This window comes from Allobosea sp. P5_A5 (genome assembly GCF_056400625.1).
On record NZ_JBFUKY010000002.1, the window covers coordinates 227,433 to 246,912 of the forward strand.

At 66.1% G+C, this 19,480-nt stretch carries 21 protein-coding genes; 11 read left to right on the plus strand and 10 right to left on the minus strand.

All coding sequences use genetic code 11. From position 1 onward, the window contains the following. The first annotated feature begins 36 nt into the window (after positions 1–36). Positions 37–1,398, plus strand: a complete 1,362-nt coding sequence (locus AC1DR6_RS04655; protein ID WP_476828022.1) for a chloride channel protein — start codon at positions 37–39, stop codon at positions 1,396–1,398. Positions 1,399–1,468: 70 nt separating this feature from the next. Further along, positions 1,469–2,941: a protein adenylyltransferase SelO gene (locus AC1DR6_RS04660; RefSeq protein WP_476828023.1), complete on the plus strand. Its 1,473-nt coding sequence runs from the start codon at positions 1,469–1,471 to the stop codon at positions 2,939–2,941. 7 nt (positions 2,942–2,948) lie between these two features. Here AC1DR6_RS04660 and AC1DR6_RS04665 read toward each other — a convergent pair whose 3' ends face one another. Continuing rightward, a complete protein-coding gene (locus AC1DR6_RS04665; RefSeq protein ID WP_476828024.1) occupies positions 2,949–3,962 on the minus strand; it encodes a MaoC family dehydratase in 1,014 nt (337 codons plus the stop codon). A 20-nt stretch (positions 3,963–3,982) separates the two neighbouring features. Next, the gene (gene ychF / locus AC1DR6_RS04670; protein ID WP_476828025.1) at positions 3,983–5,080 is read right to left on the minus strand and encodes a redox-regulated ATPase YchF; all 1,098 of its coding nucleotides are present in this window, start codon (positions 5,078–5,080) and stop codon (positions 3,983–3,985) included. A 224-nt stretch (positions 5,081–5,304) separates the two neighbouring features. On the opposite strand from ychF, the gene AC1DR6_RS04675 reads away from it, so the two are divergent. Together AC1DR6_RS04675 and AC1DR6_RS04680 are read left to right on the plus strand one after the other, a co-directional pair. Further along, positions 5,305–5,907, plus strand: a complete 603-nt coding sequence (locus AC1DR6_RS04675) for a DUF5666 domain-containing protein (protein ID WP_476828026.1) — start codon at positions 5,305–5,307, stop codon at positions 5,905–5,907. 104 nt (positions 5,908–6,011) lie between these two features. Next, complete coding sequence (locus AC1DR6_RS04680) at positions 6,012–6,446, plus strand: pyridoxamine 5'-phosphate oxidase family protein (RefSeq protein WP_476828027.1); 435 nt, start codon at positions 6,012–6,014, stop codon at positions 6,444–6,446. Here the strand turns inward: AC1DR6_RS04680 and pth are convergent. The 6 genes from pth to AC1DR6_RS04710 all read right to left on the minus strand — a co-directional run bounded on the left by pth (position 6,443) and on the right by AC1DR6_RS04710 (position 10,974). Further along, positions 6,443–7,057, minus strand: a complete 615-nt coding sequence (gene pth, locus AC1DR6_RS04685) for an aminoacyl-tRNA hydrolase (protein ID WP_476828028.1) — start codon at positions 7,055–7,057, stop codon at positions 6,443–6,445. The genes AC1DR6_RS04680 and pth overlap by 4 nt on opposite strands. Positions 7,058–7,137: 80 nt before the next feature. Then, the gene (locus AC1DR6_RS04690) at positions 7,138–7,761 is read right to left on the minus strand and encodes a 50S ribosomal protein L25/general stress protein Ctc (RefSeq protein ID WP_476828029.1); all 624 of its coding nucleotides are present in this window, start codon (positions 7,759–7,761) and stop codon (positions 7,138–7,140) included. 149 nt (positions 7,762–7,910) lie between these two features. Continuing rightward, on the minus strand, positions 7,911–8,474 hold the full coding sequence (locus tag AC1DR6_RS04695) for a VUT family protein (protein WP_476828030.1): 564 nt from the start codon (positions 8,472–8,474) through the stop codon (positions 7,911–7,913). Then, complete coding sequence (gene queC / locus AC1DR6_RS04700; protein WP_476828031.1) at positions 8,464–9,189, minus strand: 7-cyano-7-deazaguanine synthase QueC; 726 nt, start codon at positions 9,187–9,189, stop codon at positions 8,464–8,466. Before queC ends, AC1DR6_RS04695 begins: the two co-directional genes overlap by 11 nt. 111 nt (positions 9,190–9,300) lie before the next feature. Beyond that, positions 9,301–10,245 (minus strand): ribose-phosphate pyrophosphokinase, encoded by a 945-nt coding sequence (locus tag AC1DR6_RS04705; protein ID WP_476828032.1) that lies wholly within the window; start codon positions 10,243–10,245, stop codon positions 9,301–9,303. 174 nt (positions 10,246–10,419) lie between these two features. Beyond that, positions 10,420–10,974 carry a hypothetical protein gene (locus AC1DR6_RS04710; protein ID WP_476828033.1) on the minus strand — a complete coding sequence of 185 codons (555 nt, stop codon included), beginning with the start codon at positions 10,972–10,974 and terminating at the stop codon, positions 10,420–10,422. Between the two features lie 201 nt (positions 10,975–11,175). Between AC1DR6_RS04710 and AC1DR6_RS04715 the strand changes: the two genes are divergently transcribed. From AC1DR6_RS04715 to AC1DR6_RS04745, 7 genes are all read left to right on the plus strand, one after another. Next, on the plus strand, positions 11,176–11,430 hold the full coding sequence (locus tag AC1DR6_RS04715) for an accessory factor UbiK family protein (protein ID WP_476828034.1): 255 nt from the start codon (positions 11,176–11,178) through the stop codon (positions 11,428–11,430). 278 nt (positions 11,431–11,708) lie between these two features. After that, complete coding sequence (locus AC1DR6_RS04720) at positions 11,709–12,215, plus strand: type III secretion system chaperone family protein (RefSeq protein ID WP_476828035.1); 507 nt, start codon at positions 11,709–11,711, stop codon at positions 12,213–12,215. Between the two features lie 114 nt (positions 12,216–12,329). Continuing rightward, positions 12,330–13,148 (plus strand): pyrroline-5-carboxylate reductase, encoded by an 819-nt coding sequence (gene proC, locus AC1DR6_RS04725; protein WP_476828036.1) that lies wholly within the window; start codon positions 12,330–12,332, stop codon positions 13,146–13,148. Positions 13,149–13,216: 68 nt separating this feature from the next. Further along, the gene (locus tag AC1DR6_RS04730) at positions 13,217–13,975 is read left to right on the plus strand and encodes a TetR/AcrR family transcriptional regulator (protein WP_476828037.1); all 759 of its coding nucleotides are present in this window, start codon (positions 13,217–13,219) and stop codon (positions 13,973–13,975) included. Between the two features lie 118 nt (positions 13,976–14,093). After that, a complete protein-coding gene (locus AC1DR6_RS04735; protein WP_476828038.1) occupies positions 14,094–16,076 on the plus strand; it encodes a methyl-accepting chemotaxis protein in 1,983 nt (660 codons plus the stop codon). Beyond that, positions 16,073–16,432, plus strand: coding sequence for a tRNA-binding protein (locus AC1DR6_RS04740; protein ID WP_476828039.1), 360 nt, complete (start codon positions 16,073–16,075; stop codon positions 16,430–16,432). Before AC1DR6_RS04735 ends, AC1DR6_RS04740 begins: the two co-directional genes overlap by 4 nt. A gap of 105 nt (positions 16,433–16,537) precedes the next feature. Further along, complete coding sequence (locus AC1DR6_RS04745) at positions 16,538–17,227, plus strand: DJ-1/PfpI family protein (protein WP_476828040.1); 690 nt, start codon at positions 16,538–16,540, stop codon at positions 17,225–17,227. Positions 17,228–17,248: 21 nt separating this feature from the next. Here AC1DR6_RS04745 and AC1DR6_RS04750 read toward each other — a convergent pair whose 3' ends face one another. Both AC1DR6_RS04750 and AC1DR6_RS04755 read right to left on the minus strand, forming a co-directional pair. Beyond that, the gene (locus AC1DR6_RS04750; RefSeq protein WP_476828434.1) at positions 17,249–18,592 is read right to left on the minus strand and encodes an ATP-binding protein; all 1,344 of its coding nucleotides are present in this window, start codon (positions 18,590–18,592) and stop codon (positions 17,249–17,251) included. A 107-nt stretch (positions 18,593–18,699) separates the two neighbouring features. Then, positions 18,700–19,443 (minus strand): response regulator, encoded by a 744-nt coding sequence (locus AC1DR6_RS04755; protein WP_476828041.1) that lies wholly within the window; start codon positions 19,441–19,443, stop codon positions 18,700–18,702. Between the last annotated feature and the right edge of the window lie 37 nt (positions 19,444–19,480).

A 19,480-nucleotide genomic window follows, 5' to 3' on the forward strand; every position in this document is an offset into this window, starting at 1 on the left:
CCCGCCGCTCGCAGAGTGCCAGCTCCAGGCCCGCCGATGACCCGTCCCGCCGCCCGCATCCCGATGCTTCGCCGTTCGCGCGCGCTGGCGATCACGCCGCGCTTCTGGCGGCAGCGGCTGGTGTTCTGGAGCGGAGCCCTGGCCATCGGCCTTGTCAGCGCCGGGTTCGCCTGGCTCGCCGACGGGGCCCAGCATCTGTTCGGCCTGGCGGTCAGGCGCGAGGACGCGTTTCGCTTCCTGCCGCTGGTGGTGACGCCGGCTGGTTTTCTGCTCTGCGCCTGGGTCGCGTCGCGATTCGTGCCGGGCTCTCAAGGCAGCGGCATTCCACAGGCGATCGCGGCTCGGCACTTGCGGGAGGACCATGAGCGCAGCCGGTTTCTGTCCTTGCGCATCGCGCTGGGCAAGGTCGTCCTGACGCTGGCCGGCCTGTTGTGCGGAGCCTCGATCGGGCGCGAGGGGCCGACGGTGCAGGTCGGCGCATCGATCATGCTTCAAGCGGCCCGGTGGGGCGGAATGGCGCAGGCGCGCGGGCTCATCCTGGCTGGATCGGCAGCCGGCATCGCGGCCGCGTTCAATACCCCGCTGGCGGGCATCGTTTTCGCTATCGAGGAGATGAGCAAGACTTATCAGGCGCGGACCAATGGGATCGTGCTCTCGGCCGTCATCTTCGCGGGCATCGCCTCGCTCGCCTTCGTGGGCAATTATACCTATTTCGGCGTCGCTCAGGTTTCCGCCAATCTCGGCCGTGACTGGCTGCTCGTCGTGGCGTGCGGGGTTGCCGGCGGCGCTTTCGGCGCTGGCTTCAGCGCTGTGCTGATCGCCGTGACACGGCGCATACGCCGCTGGCGCCGGGCCACGCCGCTCGGGCGGGTCCTGATGGTGGCCGGTGTCGCTGGCCTTGTCGTTGCGATCGTGGGCGTCGCGTCCGCTGGGCTCACCTTTGGCACCGGCTATAACGAGGCGCGAGGCGCCATCGAGGGGACGGCGTTACCGGAGGGTTTCTTCCTCGGCAAGCTCGTGGTGACCCTGGCCTCGTCGCTTTCGGGCATTCCCGGCGGCCTGTTTGCGCCTTCGCTCTCGGTCGGGGCGGGGCTCGGCAGCACGATCGGCCTGTGGCTCGGCGCCCCGATCGGGCTGGCGGCGCTGCTCGGCATGGCCGGCTATTTCTCGGGGGTGGTCCAGGCGCCGATGACGGCTTTCGTCATCATCCTGGAGATGACCGGCAACCATGACAACGCCATCGCGATGATGGCGGCCTCGATGCTCGGGTACGGCACCGCGCGGTTGATTTCGCGCGAGCCGCTGTATCACGCGCTATCTCGCCTGTTCATCGCCGATGTGCTGCGCCAGCGCCGGGCCGAGGAGGCGGCTGACCGCAAGCCGCAGGACAATCCGTAAAACGGCGTTCCTTTAGGACGGCAGCGCGCGGTGGCGTTGCGATGCGCGACGCCCGACCTATCTTCAACCCATGTCAGACATCGCCTTCGACAACTCCTATGCCCGCTTGCCGGAGCGCTTCTTCGCCCGGCTGGACCCAACGCCGGTCAAGGCACCGGCTCTGGTGCGGCTGAACGAGCCCCTGGCGCGCGACCTCGGGCTCGATGTCGCCTGGCTCGGCAGCCCCGAAGGGGTCGCGATGCTGTCGGGCAATGCTGTGCCTAGCGGCGCTTATCCGATCGCGGCGGCCTATGCAGGCCATCAGTTCGGCGGGTTCAGCCCCCAGCTCGGCGATGGGCGTGCGATCCTGCTCGGCGAAGTGCTCGGCAAAAACGGTCAGCGCGTCGACATCCAGCTGAAGGGCTCGGGTCCGACGCCTTTCTCGCGCAATGGCGATGGCCGCGCGGCGCTGGGACCCGTGCTGCGCGAATACATCATCAGCGAGGCGATGGCGGTGCTTGGCGTCCCGACGACGCGCGCGCTCGCCGCCGTCACCACCGGCCAGCCGGTGCGGCGCGAGACGGCGCTGCCGGGGGCCGTGCTGACCCGGATCGCCTCGAGCCATATCCGCATCGGCACGTTCCAGTTCTTCGCCGCACGCGGAGATACCGAGGCCCTGCGCTCGCTCGCCGACCATGTCATCGCAAGGCACTATCCGGCGGCAGCGAACGCCGATGCACCTTATCTCGCCTTGCTGGATGTGGTGATCGCCGCACAGGCGGAGCTGATCGCGCGCTGGATGACGCTCGGCTTCATCCACGGCGTCATGAACACCGACAACATGTCGATCGCCGGCGAGACGATCGATTACGGGCCCTGCGCCTTCATGGACGCCTATGATCCGGCGACCGTGTTCAGCTCGATCGACGAGCGCGGGCGCTATGCCTATGGCAACCAGCCGCCCATCGCGCTGTGGAACCTGACGCGCCTGGCGGAGGCGTTGCTGCCTCTGCTCTCCGAGGATCAGGACACGGCCGTTTCGATCGCGCAGGGAGCGTTGGGCCGTTTCAACGAGCGTTTCCAGCCGGCGCTGCTGAATGGTTTTCGCCGCAAACTGGGTCTGGCCTCCGAGAGCGACGACGATGTCGAGCTGGTGCGGGACCTGCTGGAGCTGATGCACAGGCAGCAGGCCGATTTCACGTTGACCTTCCGCAGCCTTTCCGATGATGCCGCGCTCGCCGGGGAAGGGTGCTGCCGCGATCTGTTCCGGGATGCGGCGGGCTTCGATGTCTGGGAGGCGCGCTGGCGGCAAAGAGTGCAGGCCGAGACGATGACGCCCGCGCAGCGGCGGGATGCGATGCGGTGCGTCAATCCGCTCTTCATCCCGCGCAACCATCGCGTCGAGGCTGCGCTGAACGCGGCCGTGGAACGTGGCGACTTCACACCCTTCGAGGATCTACTCGGCGTCCTCGCTCGCCCCTTCGAGGAGCAGCCGGGGCGCGAGGATTACGCGCTTCCGCCACAGCCGGATGAAAGGGTGCTGGCGACGTTCTGCGGCACTTGAACCGAGATCAGCCGGGTTGCCGCTCGACGAACACACAGCCGTCGAAGGAAAAGACCTCCTCGCCGTGCTGGTTCACGCCGGTGTTGCGGTGGAAGAACAGGCCCCATTCCGGGCGCGAGGCACTCATCCGTTTATCCGCGATCGTCGAATCGTAGGTGATGCGGTCGCCGGCGAAGACCGGCCTCGACCAGCGCAGGTTCTTGAAGCCGGGGGAGGGGCCAAGCCTTGCCGGGCGGCCCGGCGTGGCGGCGAGCTGTCGCTTGCGATGCGCCACCATGCACGCCATCCAGACCGCAGCGGTGTGCCAGCCGGATGCGGCAAGCCGGCCGAAGGGCGAATTCGCCGCAGCGGCTGCATTCATGTGGAAGGGCTGAGGATCGAAGCTGCGGGCGAAGGCGATGATCTCCTCCGGCGTAAAGACGAAACTGCCGAGTTCATAGCGGCGGCCGATCTCCAGCTCCTCGAAGAACCGTGTCGGCTCAGGCGGCTCGTTTGGCGCTTCAAGCACCGATTCGGATGTTGGTCGCTCGTAACGAGGCTCGTGAGCGAGCCAGTCGCCCTTGGGCTGCGGCGCGACGCCGGCACCTTGGCGGCCGAACATGATCCAGTTGGTCTGATCGAGCAGCGTTTCGTCGCGCTGGTTCAACAACTCGAGCCGGAAACGGACCAGCCCCATCTCGGGGCGGGAGCGCGAGGTCTTGGCTTCGAGCACGGTGCGCCGCGCGCTCACGGCATCGCCCGGCAGGACGGGGCGAAGCCACTTCACCTCCTCGATTCCAGGCGCGCCCATGCCGGTCGAATCGAGCAGGAAATCTTCGGCGATCAACCGCATCAGCAGCGAGCAGCTGTGCCAGCCGGAGCCGATCAGGCGGCCGACGAAGCTCGCCTTGGCCGCTTCTGGATCGACATGGAAATCCTGCGCATCATAGCGCGAGGCAAAGGCGACGATGTCGTCCTGCGAGACGACGAGGGCGCCGGTCCTGGCGATGTCGCCGACGACGAAGTCCTCGAAATGCAGCATCGGCGCCTCGCTGTCGGAGTTCAGTTGGCGAAGCGGAAATGCAGCACGTCGCCATCGGCGACGACGTATTCCTTGCCTTCAAGCCTGAACTTGCCGGCCTCGCGAGCGCCCGCCTCGCCCTTGTTGGCGACATAGTCGCCATAGGCGATGGTCTCGGCGCGGATATAGCCCTTCTCGAAGTCGGTATGGATCACGCCGGCGGCGGCGGGGCCCTTGGTGCCCTGCTCAATGGTCCAGGCACGCGCCTCCTTCGGACCGACGGTGAAGTAGGTCACGAGGTCGAGCAGCTTGTAACCGGCGCGGATCACGCGGTTCAGCCCCGGCTCCTCAAGGCCGACCGCCTCGAGATAATCGGTCTGCTCGTCGGCCGGCAGCACCGCGATCTCGCTCTCGATCTTGGCCGAGACCACGACGGCGACCGCACCCTCCTCCGTCGCCCGCTTCTTCACCAGCTCGGAGAAATGATTGCCCTTGTCGGCGCTGGCTTCCTCGACATTGCAGACATAGAGAACCGGCTTGGAGGAGAGCAGGCCGAGCAGCTCGAAGGTGCGGCGCTCATCGGCCGCGACCTGCACGAGGCGCGCCGGCTTGCCCTCCCGCAGCAGCACAAGGCAGCGGTTCATCAGGTCGGCCAGTTCCTTGGCTTCCTTGTCGCCGGCCTTGCCCTTCTTCTCCAGCGGCAGGACACGCTTTTCGAGGCTTTCGAGATCGGACAGCATCAGCTCGGTCTCGATCGTCTCGATATCGTCGAGGGGCGAGATCTTGCCCTCGACATGGGTGATGTCGCCATCCTCGAAGCAGCGCACGACGTGGGCGATGGCGTCGCATTCGCGGATATTGGCGAGGAACTGGTTGCCGAGGCCTTCACCGCGCGAGGCGCCGCGCACGAGGCCGGCGATATCGACGAAGGTGAGGCGGGTCGGGATGATCTCCTTCGATCCGGCGATGGCCGCGAGCTTCTCCAGCCGCTCATCGGGTACGGCGACATCGCCGACATTGGGCTCGATCGTACAGAACGGGTAGTTCGCTGCCTGAGCCGCCGCCGTTTGCGTCAGCGCGTTGAAAAGGGTCGACTTGCCGACATTCGGCAGGCCAACGATTCCGCATTTGAAGCCCATGGTCTCAGTTCTTGCCCAGGATGGTCTCGGGATCGGCCCGAAAGGATTGGTGATGGTGAGGGACCCATAGCGGGTCTCGCACCGCATGTCTCCCGGGCAAGAAGCAACCGCAGCCCGCATTGGACGCCCGTCAGGCCGGCGATGTCATCACGCAAACGTGGCTGTGGGCAGGTTGGATAAAGGTGCAGGCTCGACCTGCCGCTAAATGCTTCAAAGGTTTTGCTATGCGCCGCATTCTTACGATCGCTTCCACCTGCGTGCTCCTCTCCTGCGCGACAGCCTTCGCCCAAACGCCCGGCACGCGTCTGCGAGGGCAGGTCGAGGCCGTGAGCGGCTCGACGATGACGGTCAAGACGCCCGAGGGCACGGAATCGAAGGTGACATTGGCGCCGGGCTATTCGGTCGGCGGGGTCGTTCCGGGCAAGGTTTCGGACATCAAGAAGGGCGGCTATATCGGCGTCGGGGCCAAGCCGCAGGCGGACGGGACGCTGATGGCCATCCAGGTCTTCATCTTCCCCGAGGCCATGCGCGGCACGGGCGAGGGGCACAAGCCGTGGGGCGTGCTGCCGGATACGACGATGACGAACGCGACGGTGGCTGACACGGTCTCGCGGGTCGACGGGGCTAATCTCGTGCTGAACTATCCGGGCGGCGAGCAGAAGGTGACGATCACGCCCGACGCCACGATCCTGACGGCCGCCTCCGCCGAGGCGAGCGAGTTGAAGCCCGGCGCCCAGGTCGCGATGACCGCGACGCGCCAGGCCGATGGCAGCTATGGCACGAGCCGCGTGACCATCGCCAAGGGCGGCGCCAAGCTGCCTTACTGACGGATCGGCCAACACTTCAGCGCCGCACGAAGGAACTTCGGCGGCGCTCTTCGGTTCGCCTGCTGAAGGGCCGGCACCTGCCGCGCCGGCGACAGGAGATGGACATGGCCGAGATGACGCTTGCCGATATCGCCGAACGGATGAAAGACATCGACTTCTGCATGTTGACGTCGAAATCGGCGAACGGGCAGTTGCCCAGCCGGCCGATGAGTAACAACCGCGACGTCGATTATGACGGCGATTCCTGGTTCTTCGCCTATGACAATGCCGGCTTCGTCGAAGATATCGGCCGCGATGCCCATGTCAGCCTAAGCTTTTCCGGCTCTAAGAGCCTGCTCGGCAAGCCTGGCATCTTCATCGCGGTCGGCGGCGAAGCCAAGCTCGTCCGGGACAAAAGCACCTTCGCGGAGCATTGGACGGACGATCTGGAGCGCTGGTTCCCGCAGGGCGTCGAGACGCCCGGCATGGTCATGATCCAAGTCCACGCCCAGCATCTGCACTACTGGGACGGCGAGGACCAGGGCGAGGTCGCGCTCTAGTCTCCGGCCTTTTCGCCGAGCCGCTTCACCTCGGCGTGGCCACGGGCTTCCATGAAGAGGTGGACCTTGTTCTGGAAGCCCGCGTCGTCATGCGGCACCAGGAGCGGCGCGAAATCGGCGCAGGCCATGCAGAGGTCTTCCACCCAGGGCTGCTCGGCCTTGCCGAAGTCGTTCAGCACATAAGCGTGGACCAGTGCCTTGTCGCCGGGGTGGCCGATGCCCAGCCGCACGCGGCGGTATTCGTTGCCGATCGCGGCTGTGGTAGAGCGCAAGCCGTTATGCCCGGCATTGCCGCCACCGAGCTTCACACGCAGCTTGGCGGGGGCGAGATCGAGCTCGTCATGGAAGACGATCACATCGGCAGGCGCGACCTTGAAGAAGCGGGCGGCCTCGCCGATAGCGCGGCCGGACTCGTTCATATAGGTCTGCGGCTTGAGCAAGATCACCTTTTCGCCGCCGATCGTCGCTTCACTGGCCTCCGACTGGAACCGCGCCCGCCAGGGCGAGGCCCGATGCGTGCGGGCGATGTCGTCGAGCGCCATGAAGCCGATATTGTGCCGGTTGCGGGCGTAGCGCGCGCCGGGATTGCCGAGGCCGGCGAAGATCAGCATCCCTCACACTCCGCATCAAATGAAGACGGCCGGGAAAACCCGGCCGTCTGGTAGCCTCTAAAGCGAGGGCAAAAAGCCGCTCACTGCTTGGTTTCGGTCGCCTCGGGAGCAGCTTCCTCGGTGGTCTCAGGCTCTTCCTCGATCATCGGCGGCGCGATCGTGACGATCGTTGCATCCGAACCAACGGTCAGCTTGGCGCCGGCCGGGAGCTTGATGACGCTGGCTTCGAGCTGATCGCCGATGTTCATGCCGGCGACGGAAACCTCGAAGGCTTCGGGGATGTTCTCGGGCTCGACGGTGATCTCAAGCGTGTGCTCGACCATCTGGACAAGGCCGCCATCCTTGATGCCGGGGCTGGCATCCTGGCCGATGACGTGGATCGGAACCTCGACCGTGACGGTCTGGCCCTTGGCGAGGCGCAGGAAGTCGACATGGATCGGGAAATCCTTGACCGGGTCGAGCTGGTAATCGCGCGGGATGACCCGCTGCGTCTTGCCGCCGACGCTGATCTCGAAGATCGTGGTCAGGAAGTGGCCGCTGAAAATCAGCTTGCGGGTTTTGTTGGCGTCGAGCGCGATGGCTTCGGGAGCAGCGCCCCCACCATAGATCACGGCGGGCGTCTGGCCCTGGCGGCGAACTTCACGGGCGGCCCCCTTGCCGACCTGTGCGCGCGCCGAAGCCTCGATTTGCTTCACGGCGGTCATGTTGATGTCCTTGACTTCAAGAAATGAGAAGGCCGCCAAGCGGCGGCCATCGGGTAAAGCGTCCAGAGCCTCCAAGGGTGTCAGCGGGACGCTGGCGGTGCCTTAGAACAAAACGCCCCGCGAGACAAGCGTCGGCGCGTCCCTATGCCTCAAGCCGCGACCAGTCCCAGTCGCTCATCGCGGCGGCGCAGCAGATGCATCAGCGGCAGCGCCAGCAGGATCATCCAGACCTTGCCGATGACTTGTCCGGCGAGGAAATCGAGGCTGCCGAAGGCGAGGTAGAGGAAGACGATGGAGTCGACGATCAGCCCGACCACACCGGAGGCGAAGACGGCCGTGACGAAGCGGCGGCGCTGCAGCGGGGTGTAGACTGCGAAGTCGGCCAGCTCCGACAGCAGGAAGGCGCTGACGGAGGCCATGACGATCGCTGCGGGCGCGAGCCAGGCGGAGATCAGCGAGCCGATCACGATCGCGCCAAGGCCGAAGAAAGGTCCGAGGCGGCGCTGGACGATATCGCGCAGGACCAACGCAAGCCCGATCAGCAGGACGCCGCTCGGCGCGGTGATGCCCGGCCAGACCGGGACGAGGCAGGGACCTTGCGGAACGCAGACCGTGCCGACATGGCCGATCATCCAGTTCGCCATCGGGATGGTCAGACCGAACAGAACGAGCGCGATGGTGCCTTCGAGGACACGCTGGCAGTCACGGGTCATAGCAGGGTCCGCTGTCTTCCGGTGTTGCGAGAAAAGCCGCGAAGCCTTTAGCGCGTAAATCGCAGGCCGGGCAATGGCCACAGCCGAAACCCCAGTCATGCCGCGTGGTCCGGTCGCCGAGATAGCAACTGTGGCTGTCTTCGATGACGAGATCGAGAAGGGGCTGACCCCCCAGTTCGCGGGCCAGCGCGAAGGTCTGCGCCTTGTTGCGCCACATCAGCGGGGTGTGCAGCACGAGCCGCTTGTCGAGGCCGAGGCTCAAGCTCACCTGCATCGCCTTGATCGTATCGTCGCGACAGTCGGGATAGCCGGAGTAGTCGGTTTCGCAGACGCCCAGCACGATGTGCTTGGTGTCGCGGCGATAGGCCAGCGCGGCGGCGAAGGTCAGAAAGATCAGGTTGCGGCCCGGCACGAAAGTCGTGGGAAGGCCTGTCTCGGCGAAGGTGATCTCGCTCTCGCGCGTGAGCGCCGTCTCGGAGATGGTGCCGAGCGCGGCCAGGTCCACGAGGTGGTCGGGTCCAAGCCGCTCCGCATAAAGCGCCGAAAGGGACGGCAGCTTTGAGCGGATCGCCAGTCGGCATTCCAGCTCGATGCGATGGCGCTGGCCGTAATCGAAGCCGACGGTCTCGACGCTGTCGAAGCGTTCGAGCGCCCAGGCGAGGGCCGTGGTCGAATCCTGGCCGCCGGAAAAGAGGACGAGCGCGCGGGAGGTCATTGGCAGCTTGCCGTCATTGCGAGGAGCGAAGCGACGAAGCAATCCAGCAACGGCAGAGCTCTACGTCCACCTGGATTGCTTCGCTTCGCTCGCAATGACGGGAAACATGCCTCAATCGAACAGGCTCGAGACGCTGGTCTCGCTCGCGGTGCGCTCGATCGCCTCGCCCATCAACTGCGCGATCGAGATCACGCGGATATTGCGGGCGACCTTCACGGCCTCGGTCGGCATGATCGAGTCGGTGATTACCAGCTCCTTGAGCTTCGAGCCGGCGATGCGGGCCACCGCGCCGCCCGAGAGCACGCCATGGGTGATGTAGGCGAAGACTTCCTTTGCGCCCTGATCGAGCAGGGCCTCGGCGGCATTCACCAGCGTGCCGCCGGAGTCGACGATATCGTCGATCAGGATGCAGGAGCGGCCCTCGACCGAGCCGATGATGTTCATCACCTCGGATTCGCCCGGCCGATCGCGGCGCTTGTCGACGATGGCCAAGGGTGCATCGAGGCGCTTGGCGAGCGCCCGGGCGCGCACGACGCCGCCGACGTCGGGTGACACCACCATGGCGTTGCGCCACTCCAGCCTGTCCTTGATATCGCGCGCCATCAGGGGCGCGCCGAACAGATTATCGGTCGGAATATCGAAGAAGCCCTGGATCTGGCCTGCATGCAGGTCGAGTGTCAGCACGCGGTCGACGCCGGCATGGGTGATCAGGTTCGAGACGAGCTTGGCCGAGATCGGCGTTCGGCCCGAGGCGCGCCGGTCCTGGCGCGCATAGCCGAAATAAGGGATCACCGCCGTGATGCGCTTGGCCGAGGAGCGGCGCAGCGCATCGGTGATGATCAGCAGCTCCATCAGGTGGTCGTTGGTCGGGAACGAGGTCGACTGGATGATGAAGACATCCTGCCCGCGCACGTTTTCCTGAATCTCGCAGAAGACCTCCATGTCGGCGAAGCGACGGACGGATGCCTTGGCGAGAGGAATGCTCAGATGACTGCAGATCGCCTCGGCAAGGGGACGATTGGAGTTGCCGGCGACGACTTTGAAATGAGAGGGCATGCCGTGGCGCACCGTTGGACAAGGCGGGCACGAGCCGAAGAGGCCCGATCAGTTGGAAGCGCTCTTAACAGTGCGCCTGCAACGAGTCGACCGCTGCGCTGCAATATGCGCATGTAAATCGCGTGACACGGCGAACGCCGTTAACGCGCCGGCGAAATCCCGAAGGCCGGAGGTTTAGAGTCGTTTGCGCTCGCTCACCGGGGCAGCGGCGGTCTTCGCCGCTTTCTTATCGGCTGGGCTAACGGTGGCGTCGGCGGCCGGCATCGTCACGAGGAAGCCGGCAATCGCGTCCATCGAGTCGGATGCGGCCCGGGCGACGACCGTCCGATCGATCCCGGCCCAGGGATCGGAGCCGCTGCTGCGCTTGCCGATGCTTTCGCCCTGCACGCGCTGGGCGCGCTGGCGGGCCGAATCGTAGACATCCCAGACGAAGGCGAGCGAGGTCTGCCCATCTTCGGTCGGCTGAGCGGTGAGGTATCCCTTGACGCGGAACCGCGCCGGCTTGTCGCCCTGGACGATCTCCATCCGGCGCTCGGCCGCCGCTTCGCCGAGCAGACTGGCGAAGCTCGTGGTCACGTCGTCGGGCGCGCCCGAAATGCTCTGCACCGAGACCGGCACGCCCGGCGCATCGACACGGGGCCGCGCCGCCGTCTGGGTGGTTTCCTGACAGCCGGCGAGAGCCAGCGCGAAGACCGGCCCCCATATGAGGCCGCTCAAACGGTCGATCATGACGCCTCCCGCCCTTTGGGCTGTGGATCGCTTCGAGACTACCCTGTGACTCGCTGTTCTAGGCGCGTTCCGGTTCGCGGTCCAGATCGGCGTCCGGCCGATGCGGTTGCCGCCGATTGCGGTCGCGGTGCCGTTCTCCCATATAGGCGCCAGACCGGTGCCGGCCTTCAGGGGAAGGCCGCGCGGCGCGGGAGAGAGATCATGGTCGGCACCAGCAACCGCTTCCTCGACGACATCGCTCGTCTGGCCACCGATGCGGCCGGCGCGGCCCAAGGTGTGCGGCGCGAGGTCGAGACCGTGGTCAAGACGCAGATCGAGAAGCTGCTTCGCGAGTTGGACGTGGTGACGCGCGAGGAGTTCGAGGCCGTGCGCGAGATGGCGCTGCTCGCCCGCGAGGAGAACGACAAGCTCGCCGCCCGGCTGGCCGCGCTCGAAGCGAAGCTCGCTCAGCCCTGACGCGGTCGTCCACAGCCATGTGCTGTGGAAAGCCCGTTCGAGGGATTGAGCCGGACCCCCGAATCCGGGGAGCGTCGGCGCCGTGTTGGGAGCGTCACAGCGCCCGCGCTATCGTCGTTGGAAAGACTTGATTCGCCGGGCGGATTCGTTTTTGCCGGGAGTATGGGAGCGCTTCTTCGAGGCGTTCCGGAGGTGCGTTGCGTTTCTTCCGCTTTCCTGTCGCCGTGTTCCTTTTCTCGAACGCGCCGGGCGCCCTGCGCCCGAGGTGGACCTAGGGCATGATGGACCTCGATACGGACGCCGATCTCGGTCGGCCCGCCAACCCCCTCGACCTTTTCGAGCGCCTCGCTTCGCTGAACGACTGGACCTTCGACCGCGACAGCGAGGATGAGCTGTCCGTCGCTGTGACGGGCGGCTGGTCCGACTACCACGTCGCGATCACCTGGCTTGCCGAGGTAGAGGCGCTGCACATCGCCTGCGCCTTCGACCTCAAGGTTCCCGACCGGCGGCGCGGGGAGGTGCTGCAGCTCGTCAGCCTGGTCAACGAGCAGCTCTGGCTCGGCCATTTCGATCTCTGGAGCAGCGAGAGCGTGGTGATGTATCGCCATGCGCTGCTGCTCTCGGGCGGCGCGGAGCCGACCGGCGAGCAGGCGGCGGCGCTGATCAAGGCCGCGATCGATGCCTGCGAGCGTTACTATCAGGCATTCCAGTTCGTCGTCTGGGCCGGAAAGACGGCCAAGGAAGGCCTCGAAGGCGCAATGCTGGAGACGCAAGGCGAGGCGTGAGCGTGACGCTGCGCGATGCCGGCCGGGCTTGACCGGGCACGGCTTGCGGGGTCTGCTTCCATCTGCCCGGGCCATGCTCGGGCTTGATGCCCGTTTCCAGCCACGAGTACGTTCATGACCACGCTTCCGCAATCGCTCGTCCTCATCGGCGCCGGCAAGATGGGCGGGGCGATGCTCGAGGGCTGGCTCCGGATCGGGATCGACCCGGCCGGAATCGCGCTGATCGACCCGAAGCCGTCCGACGAGATGGTGGCTCTCGCCAACGAAAAGGGCATGCGGCTCAACCCGTCCGCGAAGGAGATCGGCCCGGCCGAGGTGATCGTCCTGGCAACGAAGCCGCAGATGCTGGACACCGCCGCGCCGGCCGTGCAGGCCTTTATCCATCCCAAGACGCTGCTGATTTCGATCCTGGCCGGCAAGACGTTGTCAGACCTGGCTTCGCGTTTGCCGAACGCGACGGCGATCATCCGCGCCATGCCGAATCTGCCGGCCTCGGTGCAGCGCGGGGCCACCGCGGCAGCGCCCGGTAAAGGCATCAGCATGGCGCAGATGGCGGTGGCCGACGCCCTGCTCGCCAGCATCGGCAAGGTCGAATGGCTCGATGACGAGAGGCTGATCGACGCGGTCACCGCCGTCTCCGGCTCCGGCCCGGCTTACGTGTTCTATCTCGTCGAATGCCTGGCGAAGGCCGGCGTGGACGCGGGTCTGCCGGTCAAGGTGGCCGAGCGGCTGGCGCGGGCGACGATCGAGGGGGCCGGCGAGATGCTGTTCCAGTCGCCGCTGCCCCCAGGCACCCTGCGCCAGAACGTCACTTCGCCGGGCGGAACGACCGCCGCCGCGCTCGAGGTCCTGATGGCCGAGGATGGGCTGGCTCCGCTGATGACCCGTGCGGTCGCTGCTGCCAAACGTCGCGCCGGGGAGTTGGCGGGCTGAACGGCCTTCCGCCGGCCATCATGCAGGCCTAGCTTGAGGGTTGAACGCGAAGCGAGAGGAGCAGCCCGATGACCAGCACACCCGTTTCCGCCGCGCCAGAAGAGCCGGCCGTGAACCCTGCTGCCGAGAGCAAACCCGCCGATCCGCGCCGCCGCGCCGTCGATGCGCTGATGCGGCTTGCAGCGTTGCGCCCCTGGGACGAGATCGAGCTTCCGACGATCGCGACGGAGGCCGATCTGACGCTGGCCGAGCTGCGCGCGCTGTTTCCATCCAAACTCGCCATGCTCGGGGGCATCACCCGCATCGTGGACGATGCGGTGCTGGCCGAGGGGACCGACGAGCTCGCAGCCGAGCCGGTGCGCGAGCGCTTGTTCGACCTGGTGATGCGCCGCCTCGATGCGATGGCGCCTTACAAGGCTGGCCTTCGCCGCATCGCGCCGGTGATCCGCCGCGATCCGCTCGCGCTGGCGGCGCTGAACAAGGGCGCCGTCAATTCCTGGCGTTACATGCTGGCCTCGGCCGGCATTTCCACCGAGGATTCGCTCGGGGCTCTGCGCGTTCAGGGCGCGGTGCTGCTGATGGCAAGGGTGTCGGAGGTCTGGCTCGACGACCACGAGCCGGAGATGTCGAAAACGATGGCGCGGCTCGACCGCGAGCTGAAGACCGCCGGTCGGATCATGGCGCGTGTCGAGGATGTGCACCGCTTGACGGCGCCGTTGCGAGGCATTGCGAGGGCGCTGTGTTCGGGCCGGCCGCTCAAGGCGCGGCGTCGCGAGCGGGCCTCGCAGGCCGGTGAAGAGAGCGACGATTACGCACCGGCGATCTGACGCCGCCCTATCGCGGCACCGCTCGCCTGGCGCCAATATGGCCGGAATGCGTCAGCGTTAATGGCGTTTTAGTCAATCTGCGCGAGTTTGGGGAATCTCACTCGCGCAGGATGTGCGTATGCCCTTCTTCAAGCAGTTCGCGACGCTGTCGATCAGCCGTTCCTTCGCCTTGATCGCAGCGCTCGCCGTCGTGATTGCCGTCGGCAGCGTCGGCTATTCCCTGAACGCCGCGCGCAACGAAATGCTCGCGCTCAAGCGCGAGGAGATGAAGGATCTCGTCGAGGCTGCGGCCACGACCGTGAAGGGCTATGTCGCGCGTGTCGAAGCGGGCGAGCTGAAGGATGACGAGGCCAGGAAAATGGCCATCGATGCGCTCGGCAGCGCCCGTTTCGCAGACGGCAACTACTACTTCCTGATCAACTATGACGGGTTGAGCGTCCTGCACGCCAACAAGAAGATCCAGTCGACGGATATGTCTCCGCTCAAGGACGCCGACGGCAAGTTTTTCGTCCAGGACATGATCGCGCTGGCCAAGGGACAGGGCTACGGCTTCATCGACTATGGCTGGCTGAAAGCCGGCGACACGGAGCCCTCCCTCAAGATTTCCTATGTGGTCGGCATTCCCCAGTGGAAGTGGATGGTCGGTTCCGGGATTCATGTGCAGGACGTCAACGCGGCCTTCATGAGCATGGTGGCCGGCGTCGCCAAGGTGCTCGTGCCGCTCGGCCTGCTCATGCTCGGTCTTGTCATCGCGTTGAGCCGTCGCGCCAACGGGATGCTACGTTCGCTCAAGGGTTCGATGGACAGCCTTGTTGCCGGACAGCTCGATCTGGCGATCCCGCACCGCGAGCGGCCCGACGAGATCGGGTCGATGGCCCGTTCCCTCATTGTCTTCCGTGATTCGGCCCTGTCGAAACAGGCGATGGAAGCCGACAAGCTGCGCGTCGAGGACGAGGCCTCCGGTCACCGCACTGCGGCGGATCGCGAACGCCGCCGCAGCGAGGCCGAGCGCACCGAGCATTCCCGCGTCCAGGCCGACGTGGTGCATGCTCTCGCGAGCGGGCTGGAGCGTCTGTCCGATGGGGATTTGACCTATCGGATCGATGCGGCCTTTACGGCCGAGTATGCCAAGCTCAAGGACGACTTCAACGGGGCGATCGCCAAGCTGCAGGATGCGATGCGCCAGATCGCGACCAACACCGAGAGCATGAAGGCGGGCTCGACCGAGATCAGCCAGGCTGCCGACGACCTCGCAGGCCGTACCGAGCAGCAAGCTTCCTCCGTCGAGGAAACCGCGACCGCGCTGGACCAACTGACCGCCACCGTGCGGCAGACGGCGGAGAGCGCGCGCCTCGCCAACCAGACGACCGAGCAGGTCAAGTCCGACGCCGAACAGTCGACCCTCATCGTGCGCGATGCGGTGACGGCCATGGGCGGCATCGAAAAATCCGCGCAGGAGATTTCGCAGATCGTCGGGGTGATCGACGAGATCGCCTTCCAGACCAATCTGCTGGCTCTGAACGCGGCTGTCGAGGCGGCGCGCGCGGGCGACGCCGGCAAGGGCTTCGCGGTCGTGGCCTCGGAGGTGCGTGCTCTCGCGCAGCGTTCGGCCTCCGCCGCCAAGGAGATCAAGACGCTGATCAAGGCCTCGACGGTCGAGGTCGAAAAGGGCGTGGCGCTTGTCGGCCAGACCGGCGGCGCGCTCCAGCGCATGGCGTCCGAAATCACCCGTGTGACCGATCTCGTCGCCGAGATCGCCAGCGCCGCTCAGGAGCAAGCCTCCGGCCTTCAGGAGGTGAACGCCGCCGTCGGCGAGATGGACCAGGCGACCCAGCAGAACGCCGCGATGGCGGAGCAGTCCACCGCCGCCGCTCATTCGCTGACGCAGGAGGCGGACAGGCTTTCCGCGCTGGTCGCGCGCTTCCAGCTCGGCGGCGACATCGCCGGCCTCAAATCGATGGCGCGGACCATGCAGGCGGCTGTCGCACCCGCTCCCCGGCCGGCCGTTCCGCGCGCCGCCAGTCGAGCCCAGGCGGGGAGCGGCGCAGCCGCCTATAAGGCTAAGCCGAGCGCCCACGACGCAGGCTGGGCCGAGTTTTGAGCGGCCCGACCGAAGCTGCCGAGACGATCGGCTACGAGGATTTTCTCAAGGTCGATATCCGCGTCGGCACCATCGTCGAAGCGCAGCCCTATCCGGAGGCGCGCAAGCCGGCGATCAAGCTGGTGATCGATTTCGGCGGCACGATCGGGCGGAAGAAGTCCTCCGCCCAGATCACCAAATATTATCGGCCGGAAGAGCTGGTCGGCCGGCAGGTGCTGGCGGTGGTCAATTTCCCGCCGCGCCAGATCGGCAAGTTCCTGTCGGAGGTCCTGACGCTGGGTGTGCCGGATGCGGACGGCGAGGTGGTGCTGATTCAGCCGGATCAAGGCGTGCCGGATAGCGGACGGATGTTCTAGGGCGTCGCCACTGCGTTATGGCCCGTCGTCGGGATGTCGGCGTTCGGCCCATAGCAGGCAGGCGAATTCGCGGTATGCTCTCTGCGAGATAGCGGAGCGGCTGACATGCAAATTGGCTTGGTTCTTTTCCCCAAACTTACTCAGCTTGATCTGACTGGCCCGGCCGAGGTCTTCTACCGGATGCCGGATGCTCACGTGCATCTGCTTTGGAAGACGACTGATCCGGTTTCTTCCGACCGTGGGATGTCGATCGTACCCACTATGCGATTTGATGACTGCGCCGCTCTTGACCTGATCTGCGTGCCGGGCGGTCCAGGACAGATCGACCTGATGGATGACGACGAGACGCTGACCTTTCTCCAGCGTGTGGCTCCGGGCTGCAAGCTGGTCACGTCGGTCTGTACCGGCTCGCTGGTACTCGCGGCGGCCGGCCTGCTGACGGGCTATCGTGCGACATGCCATTGGTCCTCGATCGACCAGCTGGAGTTGCTCGGGGCTATTCCTGTGGCGCAGCGGGTGGTGAAGGATAGGAACCGCGTGACGGGAGCCGGTGTCACCTCCGGCATCGACTTTGCCCTGACGGTCGTGTCCGAGCTTATGGGGCGCGAGGTCGCCGAGGAGATCCAACTGACATTGGAGTACGATCCCGAACCTCCCTTCCAGGCAGGTTCCCCGTCATCGGCCCCGCCGGCCGTCCTGGAGGCAGCCAGGATGAAGATGACCAACTTCATCGCGAGGCGTAGGACCGCTACCGAACAGGCCGCACTCCGCCTCCGTGGCGACCGGCACGGCTAACGACCGCGGCTTAAAGCGCCTTCACACCGGCAATCTCACCGCCGCCCGCAATCCCCCTAGCGGCGAATCGGACAACACGATGTCGCCGCCATGGGCGCGGGCGATGTCTCTCGCGATGGCGAGGCCGAGACCGGTGCCGCCGCCGTCGACGTTGCGGGCTTCGTCCAGCCGGAAGAATGGCTTGAAAACCTCCTCGCGCTGATCGAGCGGAATGCCGGGGCCGTCGTCGTCGATCATCACGATCAGGTAGCGGGCGTCGTGGGTCGCCCGGATCGCGATGCGGTCGCCATAGCGCGCGGCGTTGGAGACCAGGTTGGTCAGGAGGCGGCGGAAGGCGTCGGGGCGGATGACGACGAGCGGATCGCCGACGACCTCCAGTTCAGTCTGGTGGCCCTGCCGCTCGGCGTCGGTCTTCAGCTCTTCCATCAGCGCGCGGATATCGGTTTCGACCGGTGCTTCGCCGGCGTCGCCACGCGCAAAGGCGAGATAATCCTCCAGCATGCGGCTCATCTCGTCGACGTCCTTTTCGAGCGCCTCGATCTCCGAGGAGCGCTCCAGCAACGCCAGCGAGAGCTTGAAGCGGGTCAGGATGGTGCGCAGGTCGTGGCTGACGCCGTTCAGCATCGTCGTGCGCTCGCCGATGGCGCGCTCGACGCGGCGCTTCATCTCGATGAAGGCATTGCCGGCGCGGCGGACCTCGCGCGCGCCGCGCGGCCGGAACTCGGCGTCGCGGCCCTTGCCGAAGGCCTCCGCCGCATCCGCGAGCTTGAGGATCGGGCGGATCTGGTTACGCAGGAACAACACGGCGATCGTCAGCAGGATCAGCGACGTGCCGATCATCCAGAGCAGGAAGATGTGACTGTTGGAGGCATAGGCCGAGTTGCGCCGCGTCAGGATGCGCATCACGTCCTTGCCGAGCTTGATGCGGATCTCGATCAGGCTGGAACGGCCGACCGTGTCGAGCCAGAAGGGACGCGCGACCTGCTGGGAGAGCTCGGTCGAAAGCGCGCTGTCGAGGATCGAGAAGAAAGGGCGCGGACCCGGCGCCGGCAGGTCGGCATCGGGGATGATGTCGACATCCATGCCCAGCCGCTCGGCCGCGATCCGCGACAGCGTGGTGAGGTCGGCATCCTGCGGATAGCTCTCGTAGACGTCGATCATCATCGCGATATCGGCGGAGACGGCCGCCGAAAGGCGCTGCGTCACCGTCTGCCAGTGCCGCTCCATGAAGACATAGGCGATCACCGATTGCAGGATCACCACCGGCGCGATCACGATGACAAGCGCACGCGGGTACAAACCCTTGGGCATGTAGCGCGTGACGACATTCAGCGGGCGCCCGAGCTTGCGAAGCCCCGGCTTGATCGCCGCATTGGCGCGATGCGCCGCGACCGCGAGCGTGGCGCCGAGCCCGCGAAGCCGCGCCAGCGCCGCTCCGGACAGCTTCTCTCTCCGTCCGGGCTGGATCGAGGTCACGCCCGGTCCGTCAGCAGCCGGTAGCCGACGCCGCGCACGGTCTGGAGATAGAGCGGATCGGCCTGATCGCGCTCGATCTTCCGGCGCAGGCGGTTCATCTGGACATCGACGGTGCGGTCGTTGGCGGCCGAGCCTTGTGCCGCCAGTTCCTCGCGCGGCACGACCTCGCCTACGCGCTCGGCCAGCATGGTCAGGATCTCCCGCTCGCGCTCGGTCAAGCGGATCGTCTCCTCGCCCTTGCGTAACTCGCCCCGTGCCAGCCCGTAGATAAACGGGCCGAAACGCACGAAATCGGGACGCGTGCCGGATTGCCCGGTTTCGGGCACGACGGTGCGCTTCAGGATATTGCCGAGGCGAAGCAGCAATTCGCGTGGCTCGAATGGCTTGCTGAGATAGTCGTCGACGCCGATTTCCAGCCCGTTGATGCGGTCCTTGCTGTCGGCGCGGGCCGTCAGCATCAGGATCGGCACTGGCGAGGTCGTCCGGAAGCGTCTGGCGAAATCGAAGCCGTTTTCGCCTGGCATCATCACGTCGAGAACGATCCCGTCGAAGACGAGGTTGCCGAGGCGCTGGTCGGCTTCGGCCGCGTTGGCGGCCGTGGTGACGCGGTAGCCATTGTCGCTGAGGAAGCGGGCCAGCAATTCGCGCAGCCGGCGGTCATCGTCGACGACCAACACATGCGGGGCCTCGTCGGGCAGGATTTTGCGGGCGGGCTTCACAGCCGTTTCAGTCAGGGTCATCCCGTGCTCGGCCCTTGTTCGATCTGGATCGCGGCGC